Source organism: Desulfovibrio subterraneus, from assembly GCF_013340285.1.
Lineage (GTDB): Bacteria > Desulfobacterota > Desulfovibrionia > Desulfovibrionales > Desulfovibrionaceae > Halodesulfovibrio > Halodesulfovibrio subterraneus.
Map to the genome: position 1 here is coordinate 201,891 of NZ_BLVO01000005.1, position 15,050 is coordinate 216,940.

The following is a 15,050-nucleotide window of genomic DNA, read 5'->3' on the forward strand; positions in this document are numbered from 1 at the left end:
ACAGGTCTGCAGCCGTGCCGATGCAATGAGGCTGCGGGCCGCAGGTATGCATCATACAGAACAATTGCAACGCAAACCGAGGAGTTTCACATGGAAATTCGTCAGGAAACCAACATTCTGGATATCACCAAGGCCTATCCCTTTCTTGTGGATGCCCTTGCCGAGTATAATGGTGCTTTTGAAAAGCTGCGTAATCCCGTGCTGCGCAACACGCTTGGCCGTGTGGCCACGCTGGGACAGGCTGCGGCAATGGGGCAGGTGAAGCCGCTTGATCTGCTCATGTTCGTGGCGCAGGAGATAATGCGGCGCACGGGGGAAGGCGTGACCGTCATTCCGCCGGAAGTGAAGAATCCCGAAAAGCGCGGGCTGACCGATGATGAACGGCGCGCGCGTCTGAAGGAGATGATTCGCGCCCTGCACGACGGTGAGAGCATAGAATCCCTCAAGTCACGCTTTGCGGAAACCGTGGGCGATATTACTCCGGCAGAGATCGCCTCGCTGGAACAGGCGCTGGTGGCGGAAGGGCTGCCGGAAACCGAGATCAAGCGCCTGTGCGATCTGCATGTGGAGCTGTTCAAGGGGGCGCTTGATTGCCACGAACGGCCTTCCATGCCGGAGGGGCACCCTGTGCACACCTATATGGCGGAGAATGCGCAGGCCGTGGAGCTTGCGGATGAAATTTTGTCGCAGATCGACCGCATGGGCGCATCGGTCACGAAGAACGTGTGGGCCTTTTCCGACCAGTATATCCGGCAGGCGTTCGAGGAGCTGGAAAACATCCGCATCCACTACACCCGCAAGGAATACCAGCTGTTCCCGCTGCTGGAAGAAAACGGCATAGAAGCACCCACCAAGGTCATGTGGGAGGTGCACGACGATATTCGCGCGAAGATAAAGAAGACTGCGGAGAAATGGGACCGCGAGAATCCCGGCCCCACGGCAGTGAATCTGCGTGAGCTTTGTCTGGCCGTGAAGGATATGGTCTACAAGGAAGAGCATGTGCTGTTCCCCATGGCGCTGGAATCCCTGACCGAAGGGCAGTGGTCCAGAGCGCGGCACGGCGAGGACGAGATAGGCTATGCGTGGGTAACGCCCGGAATTGAATGGATGCCCGGCGAAGTGAGCGGGGGCGCCCCGCGTGGGGTGCTTGCCGGTTCTGAATCCTTTATCCCGCTGGATACAGGCAGGCTCTCGCCCAAGGTGCTGAACCTGATGCTGAAGACCCTGCCCATAGACATGACCTTTGTGGATGCCGACGACAAGGTGGCCTACTATTCCGACAGCTCGCACCGCGTCTTCCCGCGTTCTGCGGGCATTATCGGCCGCGATGTGCGCAACTGCCATCCTTCTAAGTCGGTGCATATGGTCGAAGAGATTCTGGCGAAGTTCAAGAATGGCGATCGCGATTCTGCGGAATTCTGGCTGCAGCTGAACGGCATGTTCATCCACATCCGCTATTTCGCGGTGCGCGATGAGGCTGGAGTCTATCTTGGCTGCCTTGAAGTGTCGCAGGAGCTGAGTGCGCTCCGTGCGCTTGAAGGAGAACGCAGACTGCTCGAATGGTCCTGATCTCCGCTGATTGGGCAGCTGACTGTCCAGTTGCGTGTGGCCGGTTGAGTGTGTCCAGTGAGGGCCAGTAGAGTCGGCCAGTTGAGTCGACCTGTCGAGTCGGCCAGTTGAGTCGACCTGTCGAGGCGGCCAGCTGAGTCGATCTGTCGAGTCGATCTGGCGAGTCGATCTGGCGAGTGGTCCGGTGACTAGCCTGTTATAATCTGATGGTATCCTGCAGGTCCGGACGGGTCTGCATATACGACACAGACATTTCAAACGCCCCTTCGTCATGCGGTTCCAGCGTGGCGGAGGGGCGAACGTCGTTCCTGCGCAGGGAATCGAACAGCAGTTCCAGCGGGATGCTGCCCGCGCCGAGCCCGAGATGCTGGTCGTCCGTTCCGTCATTGTCGTGCAGGTGCAGGTGGCCCAATCTGGGTGATACGGCGTCCACCCATTCCGCGAGGTCCTGCTTGCGGAAGCCGTGGGCAAAGGCGTGCCAGTGGCCGATATCCAGACAGAATCCGGCCCGCTCTTCCGGCAGCTGCTCCAGCAGGGTGAGAATGGCGTGGGGAGTACGCTCGTGGGTGTTTTCCAGATAGAGGCGCGGACGCGAAGGGCAGCCGGAGGTGATATCCAGCACGGTTTCCCATGTCTGCGTGGAACGCTCCACCCAGCGGGCCATGTGCGGAGCGTGTTCGCCTCTGTTGAAATGCGGATGCCCCACCATATGTACGGGGTCATATATGGATGCAAGCTCTGCCGCGCGGGTGAGGGTGTTGCGCGTGGCGGCGAGAATGCCGTTGTTCATGCTGCCGGGAGAAAGGTCAAAGAACGGCAGGTGAATGGCGCTGGTCAGTCCCGCATCACGAAAGCGCTCTGCCATTTCCCTGTGCCATGCCTCCGGCAGGGATTGTACTGCTGTGGTGTCCATGCCCAGTTCAGGGTGCACGCCACGGGCAATGAACATGTCCACATAGGCGGGCGTATGGTGGGCATAGCTGAGGGGCAGATTAACAAAGAAAGGCATGGCGGCTCCTTGGCTGGTTCATTCCGGACCTGATTCCGGCTGAGCCCGCATACCATTCCGTGCCGTGAAGGTAAATGGTGATTGTATAGATTGACCGATTGCAGATATTTCATTGTTGTTGTAGGTGTTTTAATTATTGGCACATGGAATTGGAGTCTTTATTCTTGATATATTTATTCAATAAAAACAATCATATTTCTCAAAAAACTATAAAGGAGGTTGAGTCTATGGATTATAAGAAGCCCGAAGTTTTGGCTCAGGGTGCTGTACAGACAGCTGAATGCCGGCCTAATTCTAAGCCGAGCGGTAGACCTTGTAACCCGCCTGGCCCCGGTGGGCGTTAATTGATTCTTGCCAGTCCCTCGGTTCTTCCGGGGGACCTTTTAATTATGGTTAGTTGTGAACAAGTAACTCAGGAAAAGAGTAAGTCGAGCAGTGAATGCGTAATCAATATTTTATTAGTATGCCGCAGGTGTTCTATGTATTTTAAGCAAAAAGATAGAGTCATGTTTAGGGATTATGGGGAGTTTGGCTATATTGTTGATAATAAAATCTTTGGATACAAAGCGAAGGTCGGCGATGATCGTGATGTGGGTGATAAAGTATTGTCAAAGAGTGCTTCTGTGTTTTTCTCTGTTTTGAGTAAAGAACCTCAAAGTTTTGAAATAATTGTTAGAAAAATTTGTTCCATATTTTCAGATGTTGATATTGACGTAATTAAAGAGGATGCTGCGGAGTTTTATGAAGTCCTAGAAAAAGATGGTTTTATTGTTTCTGGAAAAACATTTGAAGATTGCAAAAATAGTGATGTTAAATTTTCGTATAATATTTGCATTTCAGAAAATATAAATGATGGATATTCTTCTAATGCTGTTTATCCTGAAATTACTTCTAGAGAATTTATAGAGCGATATTTGGATGGTGTTCCAAATTTAACAAGTTTGCATGTAGAAATTACAAGTAGATGCAACGAAAGATGTGTGCATTGCTATATTCCACATGAATACAAGGTCAGAGATATCGATGATGATGTTTTTTTTGATATATTAGATCAGTGTAGGGATATGAGAGTTCTTCATATCACATTGAGCGGTGGAGAGCCTATGTTGCATGGCAGTTTTTTAGATTTTCTCAAAAAAACTAGAGAGATTGGTTTGTCTGTAAACATACTTAGTAACTTAACACTGCTTGACGATGAAATAATAAGTGAGATGGCTAAGAATCCACTGTTGAGTATTCAGGTGTCACTGTATTCTATGGATCCTGATATCCATGATAGTGTGACATGTGTAAAGGGTAGCTATTCAAAGACAAAGGATTCAATTCTAAAAATTGTTGCGAATAATATCCCTTTACAGATTAGTTGTCCTGTATTGGTAAATAATGTAGAGTGTTATAAAGACGTTGTGAGGTGGGCTGAGGGGATGAATGTGTATGTTGTTACTGATAATGTAATAATAGCGCAGTACAATAACGATGTTAAAAATTTGAATTATAGGTTGAATAATCGTGACGTAGATAAGATTATCAAAGATAAATCAGGTAGTGGTGATAAATATTTTCAGAGGATGAGAGAGGAGGTTGCAAAAAAAAAGACTTCTTTGCCAACTGATTATATTTGTAGTGTTTGCAATTCCTCTTTGTGTATATCTGAAAATGGAAGTGTTTATCCTTGTGCTGGCTGGCAAGGTTGCGTCGTTGGTAATGTGAATGAATCTTCGATTAGTGATATTTGGAGATCTTCAGATAAAGTTATATATCTAAGGGGATTGCGGAGGAGTGATTTCCCAAGGTGTCTGGAGTGCGAATACAAAGATTTCTGTACTATGTGTATGGTCAGAAATGCGAATGAGAGTCCAACTGGTGACTTGTTTGAAATTAATGAATATTTTTGTAACATCGCGAGATTGAATAAGAAAGTGTATACTGACTGGCAGGATGGACAAGAAGGTGCATAGCCTAAATGCAAGGGAAGGGGCATGAGTTGTCTGCAGTTCATCTCGGTTGCGACTTCTTCTTCACATCCCCGCCACATTCCCCCTTGCTCTTCCCCCCGAAACAGGCAAGAAGGACTCCAGAATAGTGTGTGGCGTTGCAACCTGTGTTGCCGCGCCACCCCCAACCACACACGACAACTAATCCCATGGAGTTTCCCATGCCTGTAGTATGCAACGAAGCGTTTGGTGATGTTTTCTTCGGTGTTGAAAGTGACGGTGCCGAAACCTGCACTATCCAGAACACAAAGGCCGTGCTGCCCGAAGGCATTTTCTCGGCCATGGCAGAAATGCTGCTCGTGAACGCCGATATCAAGTTTGAAACCGCCTCCTCGCAGTATGCCTTCCGCTTCACCAGAGCGGCAAAGGAATGCACCGCGAGCCTTGCCGACAAGAGCAAGGGCGGCGAAGAATGGATCTCCGGTAGCTGGGAAGATTCCATAGAGTTCTGGGAAATGCTCGAAGAACTCGCCGAGCAGTCTGAAGAAGTCGCCGAATAACACGTCTTTTGCGCGGGCGATCCCGTTTCTTTGCTGGCAGGGCCATATGCCTTGCCATACCGGAGAAACCAGAGGGACGCCCGCGTTTGCTTTGCCCGCCAGCATATTCCGACAACTATGACAGGCCGTACGTGCCTGCTCGTCTGTATCTGGCAGCCTCGTCTTGTCATCATACTGCCCCGTACGATTTTTGCTTTCTGACTTCTCCGGCCTGCGAGCTGATCGCAACGGTATTCTACATCTATATATAATAGGGGCAGACCACAGGTTGTTTGCAGATAGGGGGGGCTGTTTTTGTCCAGCCAGTGCGCTGTATCCTGCTTGTCTGGTAACTATGAGCTGATCATTGGATGCTCGGTGACTATCGAATGTTCATTTGCCGAGCGTCTGGCACCATCCGGTAACTGCAGCCGTACCTGTTCCGGCTAGTTTGCAAGACTCTGTACGGTGCTGCATCCGGCAGTGCCATGCCCGGTCGCGCATCCTCACTGTTCGTTCCTTCCCGTTCGTCCCATCCCCGTTGCGCAGGCTTTGGCAGTGGGCTATCATGCCCGGATGCTGGTAATAAAATGTGCGGCATGCCGCAGAAAGTTGTGGAAGTATTTCAAGATAGGCAAGGGCGAGGTGCTGCGCTGCCACAAGGACAGGATAACCAAACTGTATGAAATGGAAGAACGCGACGGCAAAGTCTGGTGCCTGTGCGGCAAGCCCGTAGGCATAGACAAGGGCGGACATTTCAGCATGATACGCAATGCCTTTACCTACGCCGGGACCAAGGATCCGAAAAAATGATACCCCCTTGCTAAATACTGCCAAATGGCGCAAGGGGGTGGGTGTCCGAGGCTGCTGCCTCCGGCCTTCCGCCGTGGAAGCACCGGACGTGGCGTCACACTGAAACCAGCAATGCGCAACCCGTAACGGGACCACAAGGATCATGCAGCATATTCTTGTAGCAACGGATGATCAGGCCGCCACCAAGGCCATTGTACGCAGCTTTTCGTCTCAGGCGGAGACCAGTGTCGTGCGCCATCCGGACGACCTGAAACCGGCGCTGGCCAAGCGCCCGTACGACGTCATCTTTGCCGACATGGCATGGATCGACCGCTCGCCCGAGCGCAGCTTCGATACCATCCGCACGGCATTACGTTCCCTGTGGGCCATGGCTCCCAACCTTGAGATTATCGTGCTCACGGCGCAGGAAAATATCCGCGAGGCGGTGAAGTCCGTGCGCGCCGGTGCCGACAACTATCTCACCTATCCCGTAACGGCGGAAGAAGCATCTTATGTTCTGGAAAGCCTGCGCGAATCGCGCATGATGCAGACAGAACTGGAATATCTGCGCTCCGCCGAGCATTCATCTGCGCTCATTCCCCTGCAGCAGGTGAAAAGTCCGGTCATGCAGGCCGTATTCGATAAGGTGCGGCGCGTGGCGCAGGCCAATACCACCGTGCTGCTCACGGGGGAGACAGGCACAGGCAAGGGCGTGCTTGCCAAGCTTATCCATGCCCAGAGCAACCGTGCCAGCGGGCCCTTCATGGGCGTGCACTGCGGAGCCATTCCCGAAACGCTGGTGGAAAGCGAACTCTTCGGCCATGAAAAGGGCGCATTCACCGGTGCCAGCAAACGCAAGCCAGGGCGGTTTGAAGTGGCCGCCAAAGGCACCATCTTTCTGGATGAAATAGGCACCATATCCCAGCCCACGCAGGTGCGCCTGCTGCAGGTGCTGCAGGACAAGGTGTTCCAGCGTGTGGGCGGCGTGGTGGATATTCCCATGGAAGCCCGCATAGTGGCTGCCAGCAACGTGGATCTTGAGGAACTGGTACGCAAAGGCGAGTTCCGTGCCGACCTGCTGTTCCGTCTGAACGTCTTTCCCATCCGTGTGCCGTCTCTGCGCGACCGCCGTGAAGATATTCCCCTGCTGGCAGAAATGTTCCTCCAGCGCCTGCGTCAGCAGTACATGAAAAAGATAGAAGGGCTGCACCCCGATGTGCTGGACGCGTTCCAGTCCTACCCGTGGCCGGGCAATATCCGCGAACTGGAAAACCTGATGGAGCGCGCCTACATTCTGGAAACCTCGCACATGCTCTCGCCGGACAACTTTCCGCCGGATCTTTTTGTGGGCGGCGCGCCCCTTGCCAACGTTTCGCTCGACCTTTCGCTGCCGCTTTCAGAGGTGCGCAATCAGGCCAAGGAACACGCCCAGCGCCGCTACATAGAAGAACTTATCGCCGAATGTCGCGGCAAGGTGAACCTTACCGCCGAGCGCGCCGGCATTACCACGCGTCAGCTCAGAAAACTGCTGTGTCGCTATGGTATCGATAAGTCTCGGTATAAGCCGGTAAAAAACGGAATAAAAAGTGCCGATATTTAAGAAGCGGAACATATCATTCCGCATCGTTTGCTAGATCAAATCTAGATTTCAAGCGCGATCATCAATACGGGCCATAGAGGGTACAATATTAGCGGAACTTCATGTTCCGCTTTTTATTTTGCCGTATGTTGAAATTATCATACATATCATCCGGTTAATGTGTTGGCATGTGAGTTGCTGATGGGAACTCGTATTCTGCCATATTGCATGAAAACGCAGGGCCAAGGCAGACTTGTAACGGCCCTTCGAAATACCCAATCTGGAGATCGCTGTGAGTAGCAACATAGCCGAAATTGAACAGTCTCCCATGGAGCCTCCCTCTTTACTCGGAGTGCAGAATCATTCCGTGTACTCTGACATATCCTTCCCTGTCGGCATGCGATTTGCCGTTGAAAAGGAACTCCCCCCGGCTTTTGCTATCAGTGAGCGTTCGGACGCCTTCCGCAGACGCTTTTATCCCGAAGTAAATCTCAAGACGTGGTGTGACTGGCACTGGCAGTATGCAAACCGCATTACCTCGCTGGAACAGCTGGGCACCATGCTCTCTCTTTCGCCTGACGAACTGGATGCAGGTACCGGCCTTGCGGCGTTGCCCTTTGCCGTTACTCCCTATTATGCCGCCCAGTTCGACCCTGCGAATCCGGCAGACCCCCTGCGCCGCACCATGGTACCCACCACTGCGGAATGGGATCTGAACCCCGGTGAATCTGCAGACCCCCTTGGTGAAGACGGCCACAGCCCCGTTCCCGGTCTGGTGCATCGCTACCCCGACCGTGTGCTGTTCCTCGCAACGGATGCATGCTCGGCATACTGCCGCTACTGCACCCGCTCCCGTCGCGTGGGCAAGCCCGGTTCCACCAGCACGGTGCGCAAGCGCTGGCCTGCCGCCATCGAATATATTGAAAATCACCCCGAGGTGCGCGACGTGCTCATCTCCGGCGGCGATCCTCTGACCATGTCCGACGCAGCGCTGGACCATCTGCTCTCGCGCCTGCGCCGTATTCCCCATATCGAAATCATCCGCATCGGGTCCAAGGCGCCCATTGTCATGCCCCAGCGAATCACCCCTTCGCTGCTGCGCGTGCTGCGCCGTTACCACCCGCTGCTCATGAGCATTCACTGCACGCACCCCGGCGAGCTGACCCCCGAAGCGACTGAAGCGCTCGGTCGTCTTGCCGATGCGGGCATTCCCCTCGGCAGCCAGACTGTGCTGCTCAAGGGCATTAACGACGATGTGCCGACCATGACCAAGCTGATGCAGGGCCTGCTCAAGACCCGTGTCCGCCCGTATTATCTGTACCATTGCGACCCCGTGCAGGGTTCCGCGCACTTCCGCACCCACATCTTCAAGGGAGTGGATATTGTCCGCGGCATGCGCGGGCATACCACCGGCTACGCCATTCCCACCTACGTTGTGGATGCCCCCGGAGGCGGCGGCAAGATTCCGCTCATGCCCGATTATGTGCAGGGATACGATGGTGAAGATCTGGTGCTGCGCAACTACGAGGGCAATCTGTACCGTTCGTACGACCCCGCCGCACCTGCTGCGCATGAATGCGGCGACTGCGGCAAGGGCTGCAGCGGTTGCAACGGAGGCTCTTCGTGTTAGTCGGACTTACCTACGACCTGAAAGCCGATTATCTCGCCATGGGGTTTTCGGAAGAAGAAGCTGCTGAATTCGACAGCCCCGCGACTATCGAGGCCATCGAAGAGGCCCTTCAATCCCATGGCTTTCTGACAGAGCGCGTGGGCGCGTTGCCGAGTCTCGCGTCCGCGCTTCTGCAGGGGAAGCGGTGGGATATGGTGTTCAACATTGCGGAAGGTCTGCACGGGTTCGCCCGCGAGAGCCAGGTTCCCGCGTTGCTGGACTATTACAACATTCCCTGTGTGTTTTCAGACGCCATGACGCTGGGCGTGTGCCTGCACAAGGGTATTACCAAGCATGTGGTGCGCGACAAGGGGGTTCCCACTGCGGACTTTGCCGTTGTGGAAGACGCGGAAGGTGCCTACGCGGTGAACCTGCCGTATCCCCTGTTCGTGAAGCCCGTGGCGGAAGGAACAGGCATCGGCGTGGGCGCTGCATCCAAGGTGCGCACCCGCGAAGAGCTGGTGGCTGCCTGCGAGCATGTGCTTGCACGGTATAACCAGCCTGCGCTGGTAGAGACCTTTCTCTCCGGCCGCGAACTGACCGTGGGTATTGTCGGCACCGGCCGTAATGCCCGCGCGCTTGGCGCGCTTGAAGTGGTGTTTGCCTCTTCGGCGGAATCCGATGCCTACGGCTATGTGAACAAGGCGGAATACCTTGATCGCATGCAGTATCATCTGGCTGAAGACGAAGTGGGGCGCTATGCCGCGCAGGTTGCGCTGGATGCATGGCGTGCGCTGGGCTGCCGCGACGGTGGCCGCGTGGACGTGCGGCTGGATGCCGACGGCGTGCCGAATTTCATCGAGGTAAACCCCCTTGCGGGGCTGCACCCTGTAAACTCCGACCTGCCTATCCTTTGCTACAAGATGGGCATGACCTATCGGCAGCTTATCGGTGACATCATGGAATCAGCGCTGGAACGCACCGGTCTTGGCTCCATGCCTGTCTCCCCCGTCCATCAGGCCGGTGAATCCGCTGCGGAGGCGGTGCGCTAGCCATGCGCGCCGCAGTCATACACAATGCTTTGAATGGAACACGACCCGATCAGGAAGACACGCTTGTGCAGGCCCGCGCCGTGCACGAAGCGCTTGTCTCGCTCGGCATCGGGTCGTCCATTCTGAGCATGTCGCTTGATCTGGAAGCCGCCCGCACAGAGCTGGCGGCCCTTTCCCCCGACATCATATTCAATCTTGTGGAAGAGCTGGCGGACGATATCCGCCTTGCGCCGCTCGCGCCGTCTCTTTTTGCGCACATGCGTCTGCCCTTTACCGGATCGGATGCACAGGCGCTCACTCTTTCCGGCGACAAGGTGCTGTGCAAGCGCATCCTTGATGCGGCCGGTATTCCTTCGCCCGCGTGGGTATTGCCGGATGGCACCTGCGGCGGAATGGGGGCCGGCGGGAAGGCTGGCGGTCATGGCTTTGTGACGGGGCGCTATCTGTGCAAATCGGTACATGAGCACGCCTCGCTGGGGCTTGATGAAGATTGCCTTGTGGATGCAACCACCGTGAAGGATGTGACAGACCGCCTTGCCGCCTGCATCGCACGGCACGGAGGACACTGGTTTGCGGAACGCTATGTGGACGGGCGTGAGTTCAACATTGCCATTATCGCTGGCGTGAATGGTGACGAACCGCAGGTGCTGCCTTTTGCGGAAATAGAGTTTCGCGATTTCGGCGCAGACAGGCCGAAGATAGTGGGCTATGCCGCCAAATGGGATGAAGACTGCTTCGAATACGTGAATACCGTGCGGCGGTTTGCTTTTCCCGAATCGGATGCGCCTTTGCTCGCCATGCTTGCATCCGCCACCAAAGCCTGCTGGCACGCTTTCGGGTTGGCCGGATACGCGCGTATAGACTATCGTGTGGACGGAGACGGTTCCGCAGAGCATCCTTTCGTGGCATATGTGATTGATGTGAATTCCAACCCGTGCATTGCGCCGGATGCAGGTCTTGCTGCTGCCGCCCACAGGGCAGGGCTGGACTATGCCGCGCTTATCAAACGAGTTGTTGATGCGGGACTGAACCAGACTACCGCACAGAATATTGTATACGCAGCAGGAAAATGACATGTCGGCAGAATCGTCCGTATTGCATATAGAAGCGGTAACGTACCGGGAAACGGTCAGGGAATCCGATGCCGCTGATGTGCGGCACATTGTCCATGCCACAGGCTTTTTCACACCCGATGAGGAAGATGTGGCAGAAGAGCTGGTGCTGGAACGTCTCGCGCAGGGTGAAGACAGCGGGTACTACTTTGTCTTTGCGGAACAGGATGGTACCGTGCTTGGCTACACCTGCTACGGCCCGACTCCCGCAACCGAAGGCACCTATGATCTCTACTGGATAGCCGTGGCCCCTGCCTGTCACCATATGGGCCTTGGCAAACGCCTGCTGGCCGTCACCGTGGATAAGGTGCGGGCCATGGAAGGGAGACTGCTGTTTGCAGAAACTTCCGGTATGGAGAAGTATGTTTCCACGCGCAGATTTTATGAGCGTACCGGCTTTACGGCAGAGGCGGTGCTCAAGGATTTTTACCGCCCGGGTGATGACAAGGTCATCTACCGGCTGGAAGTGTAGGCAACGGCGGGGGATTGGTAGTGGCTTGTGTTCGCCGGAGTCGCAGGCAGGACAGGTAGTCCGTAAGGCCGGATGCGGCACAATGCCATCCTTTACGGCCCGCCACCTGCCGGTAATGTTTTTACCCAGGTATGAAGGAAACGGCCATGTTCCGCATTCGTCCCATATACGACACGCGCCTTCCCATAGATGTTCAGGCTGTCGAAAAAGCGCAGGAGATTCTGCGTGAACGTTTCCCGCTGCTGGACGAGGAAGATGTGCAGCAGCTCCCGGAGCAGCTCGCCAATCCTTTTCTCAAGCAGTACCGCTCCATCCTGTTTGTGGCGGAGGACGGCCGCGCCAATGTGCGCGGGTTTGCCTTGCTCTGCCATTTCACTGACCTGCATTTCTGCTATCTGGATTTTATTTCCGTCAGTCTGAAGCACGGTGGCGGGGGAATCGGTTCCGTGCTGTACGAGCGCATCCGTGAGGAAGCCCGCGCACTGGGAGATTCCGCCCTGTTCTTCGAGTGTCTGCCCGATGATCCGGCCCTGTGTCGTGACACTGCGGCGCTGAAGGACAACATCGCCCGCCTGCGGTTCTATGAACGGTACGGCGCGCGGCCCGTTATTGGCTCAGCCTACGAGACGCCGCTGACAGAGGGCGGCGATTGTCCGCCGTATCTGGTGGCCGATCCGCTCGGCAAGCCGCTCAAGGTTTCCCGTTCGCAGGTTCGCAAGGTGGTGCGCGCCATCCTTACCCGCAAATACAAGGGAACCTGTTCACCCGAGTATACGGAAATGGTGGTGAATTCGTTCAACGATCCGTTCGTGCGTCTGCGTGAGCCGCGCTATACTGCCGGGGAGGATGTGCCCCCGGTGCCTCCTTCCAGGGTGAGTGGCGATATGCGCATTGCCCTGGTGGTGAATGACAAGCACGACATCCATCATGTGCGCGAGCGCGGATACGTGGAATCGCCGGTGCGTATAGACAGCATCCGCAAGGCTCTGGAGAAGACCGGTCTTTTCGAGGAAATGTCAGTGCGTCATTACCCCGAAACCCATATCACCGCTGTGCACGACAAGGACTACGTTTCCTACCTCAAGACGGTGTGTGCCAAGCTGCCGGCAAACAAGTCGCTCTATCCCTATGTGTTTCCCATCCGCAATGCGTCGCGGCCGCCGCGAGAGCTGCCCGTGCGGGCAGGGTACTATTGTATAGATACCTTCACGCCGCTCAATGCCAATGCGTATAACGCGGCAAAGCGGGCGGTTGATTGCGGGCTTACCGCGGCGGAATCGCTGCTGTCTGGCAGGCGCATGGCCTATGCGCTGGTCCGGCCCCCCGGTCACCATGCGGAGAGCAGGGCATTCGGCGGGTTCTGCTATTTCAACACGTCGGCAGTGGCGGCGCACAGGCTTGCATCACTGGGCAGAGTGGCCGTGCTGGATATCGACTACCACCACGGCAACGGCACGCAGAATATCTTTTACAAGCGCAACGATGTGCTGACGGTATCCATCCACGGGCATCCTCGGTTTGCCTATCCCTATTTCAGCGGGTTCTCGGAAGAGGTGGGCGAAGGAGAAGGGCTCGGCTTCAACCGCAATTTCCCGTTGCTGGAAAAGGTCGACGGGCACCAATATTCAAACGTGCTCGTGCGTGCTTTGCAGACCATCAGGGAGTTCAAGCCGACATTTCTGGTTGTCGGTCTGGGGCTGGACCCGGCCAAGGGGGACCCTACAGGCACGTGGAGCCTTGCGGCAAAGGATTTTGCCCACAATGGCAGGCTTATTGGCAGGCTTGGTCTGCACACCCTTGTGGTGCAGGAAGGCGGCTACCGCATCCGCTCACTCGGGGTGAATGCGCGTAACTTCTTTGTGGGATTGTTTGAAGGAATGTCAGAGGGAGTACGCCGGTAACAAAGAGCGCGCAGCCTTAAGGGCTATCTGTGCGCAGGCAGTACAGATGTCTTTGAGGTGTTGGTGAATCGTTTTGCAGGCGGGTGTTCCATGAGGAATGCCCGCCTTTTCTTTTTGATATGGAACGTGATCTGACTGCTGATGGGAGAAGGGGGGGCAGGTCTGGAAGACTGATTATGTAAGGCAGGGCGGCCCGCGGTGACTGGCAGATCTGGCAGATTGGGCAGATCTGGCAGATTGGGCAGAACTGGCAGATTGGGCAGAACTGGCAGCAGGAACGTCAGCTGGACTGTCGAACATAATCATCAGCAGGGCAGGCTGGCAAAAAGAGTCTGGCAGACGAGTCCGGCAGAAGATTATGGCAGAACAGTTCGGCAGGCTAATCGGCTTTGTTGAATCCTTCAGGATCAGGGCCGCTATCAGTGCTGCCGTTGCTGCCGGAACCGATGATATCCCGCACCGCCTGCAGCGTCTGCCCACGGTCCTGAGCCAGTCGCTGCCATTTCTTCTTTTCCTTTTTCAGCGCCTCGATGGTGTGCAGCATGTCGCGGATGGTGTGGGCCGGATACCCGTATGCGGCGAACTGCCCCTTGCGGAGTTCTTCATCGTTGAGCTGGCGGATGGCATTGAGTTGGCTTGCGTTCAGGATCATGGCGGTCGGGTAATCTATGGTTATGGGTTGTGAGTCACAGCGGATGATTCAGGAGTTGGCATCCTAAAAAAAGTCGGTGGAAAAAGATAGGAGAAAGAGGAAGAAGCCATACTGCAAAGCAGTTATGCTGTGTTGCCGTATGGTTTATGCGGATGACGGTCAGAAGATAAGGTAGGGCATTCGTGGATGCCGCACAGCAGACAGAGTAGCTTGGAGTGCCCTTGCTATGAATGCGAGGAAGGGGAGGTGGCTTGTAAGAGGAGGGGGCAGGGTAGGATAATACGATAGAAGACGGCAGAAGGCTTGAGATAGGAATGGGAGACGAATAAGACATGATGAGTGAAGCATTGATTTAAACCGTTAATTCAGCTAGATAGCCTATCTTTGGTGAAAAATCTCAAAAACCTTGTTGACGTGCGTCGCTGATTTGCTTAAACCCTCCTTCCCTGCACCGGCAGGGACAGTTCTTTCACATCACGAGTTCTTCCATCTCCCTTGTATATTTGGGAATCGATCGTAAAGACCGGTTCCGACAGGCAGAGCAGATCGCCGAAAAAAGTTTCAAAAACAACTTGACGGTGAACGCGAAGCTCTGTAGAAGCTGCCTCTCGCTTCGGCGAGAAGTTCTTTCAAAAACACAAGGGCGTCACATCAGGGTTTCACCCGACCGCATGAAGGCATTCAGTGAATGCATCATGAAGCCGCAAGGTTCAGGTCACCGGCTGAAACGACTTCGAAAAAAAGTTGAAAAAGATGTTGACGGAGCGATGAGGAAGTGCCATAAGCCTCCCTCGCCGCTACGGAAAAACGCCGTGCGGAACTTGAGGTTC

At 54.9% G+C, this 15,050-nt stretch carries 12 protein-coding genes; 10 read left to right on the plus strand and 2 right to left on the minus strand.

The genetic code is table 11. From position 1 onward, the window contains the following. The first annotated feature begins 90 nt into the window (after positions 1-90). Entirely contained in the window at positions 91-1,569 is a 1,479-nt protein-coding gene (locus tag HUV30_RS03925; RefSeq protein ID WP_174404126.1) for a DUF438 domain-containing protein, read from the plus strand. Between the two features lie 196 nt (positions 1,570-1,765). On the opposite strand, the gene HUV30_RS03930 is transcribed toward HUV30_RS03925, so the two are convergent. Then, positions 1,766-2,578, minus strand: coding sequence for a sugar phosphate isomerase/epimerase family protein (locus tag HUV30_RS03930; protein ID WP_174404127.1), 813 nt, complete (start codon positions 2,576-2,578; stop codon positions 1,766-1,768). Between the two features lie 479 nt (positions 2,579-3,057). Here HUV30_RS03930 and HUV30_RS03935 point away from each other — a divergent pair, with 479 nt between their 5' ends. The 9 genes from HUV30_RS03935 to HUV30_RS03975 all read left to right on the plus strand — a co-directional run bounded on the left by HUV30_RS03935 (position 3,058) and on the right by HUV30_RS03975 (position 13,568). After that, positions 3,058-4,536 (plus strand): radical SAM/SPASM domain-containing protein, encoded by a 1,479-nt coding sequence (locus HUV30_RS03935; protein WP_174404128.1) that lies wholly within the window; start codon positions 3,058-3,060, stop codon positions 4,534-4,536. Between the two features lie 197 nt (positions 4,537-4,733). Further along, positions 4,734-5,072, plus strand: a complete 339-nt coding sequence (locus tag HUV30_RS03940; RefSeq protein WP_174404129.1) for a hypothetical protein — start codon at positions 4,734-4,736, stop codon at positions 5,070-5,072. 555 nt (positions 5,073-5,627) lie between these two features. Then, a complete protein-coding gene (locus tag HUV30_RS03945) occupies positions 5,628-5,864 on the plus strand; it encodes a hypothetical protein (protein ID WP_174404130.1) in 237 nt (78 codons plus the stop codon). A gap of 142 nt (positions 5,865-6,006) precedes the next feature. Further along, the gene (locus tag HUV30_RS03950) at positions 6,007-7,443 is read left to right on the plus strand and encodes a sigma-54-dependent transcriptional regulator (RefSeq protein WP_174404131.1); all 1,437 of its coding nucleotides are present in this window, start codon (positions 6,007-6,009) and stop codon (positions 7,441-7,443) included. 271 nt (positions 7,444-7,714) lie between these two features. Continuing rightward, positions 7,715-9,052: a KamA family radical SAM protein gene (locus HUV30_RS03955; protein ID WP_243452061.1), complete on the plus strand. Its 1,338-nt coding sequence runs from the start codon at positions 7,715-7,717 to the stop codon at positions 9,050-9,052. Beyond that, entirely contained in the window at positions 9,046-10,083 is a 1,038-nt protein-coding gene (locus tag HUV30_RS03960; RefSeq protein ID WP_174404132.1) for a D-alanine--D-alanine ligase family protein, read from the plus strand. The genes HUV30_RS03955 and HUV30_RS03960 overlap by 7 nt, the downstream gene beginning before the upstream one ends. Positions 10,084-10,085: 2 nt before the next feature. Further along, on the plus strand, positions 10,086-11,156 hold the full coding sequence (locus tag HUV30_RS03965; RefSeq protein WP_174404133.1) for a D-alanine--D-alanine ligase family protein: 1,071 nt from the start codon (positions 10,086-10,088) through the stop codon (positions 11,154-11,156). A 1-nt stretch (position 11,157) separates the two neighbouring features. Next, complete coding sequence (locus HUV30_RS03970) at positions 11,158-11,667, plus strand: GNAT family N-acetyltransferase (RefSeq protein WP_174404134.1); 510 nt, start codon at positions 11,158-11,160, stop codon at positions 11,665-11,667. A 146-nt stretch (positions 11,668-11,813) separates the two neighbouring features. Next, positions 11,814-13,568 (plus strand): histone deacetylase family protein, encoded by a 1,755-nt coding sequence (locus tag HUV30_RS03975; protein ID WP_174404135.1) that lies wholly within the window; start codon positions 11,814-11,816, stop codon positions 13,566-13,568. Positions 13,569-13,947: 379 nt separating this feature from the next. Here the strand turns inward: HUV30_RS03975 and HUV30_RS03980 are convergent, their stop codons facing one another. Then, positions 13,948-14,220, minus strand: a complete 273-nt coding sequence (locus HUV30_RS03980; RefSeq protein WP_174404136.1) for a hypothetical protein — start codon at positions 14,218-14,220, stop codon at positions 13,948-13,950. Positions 14,221-15,050 lie beyond the last annotated feature (830 nt).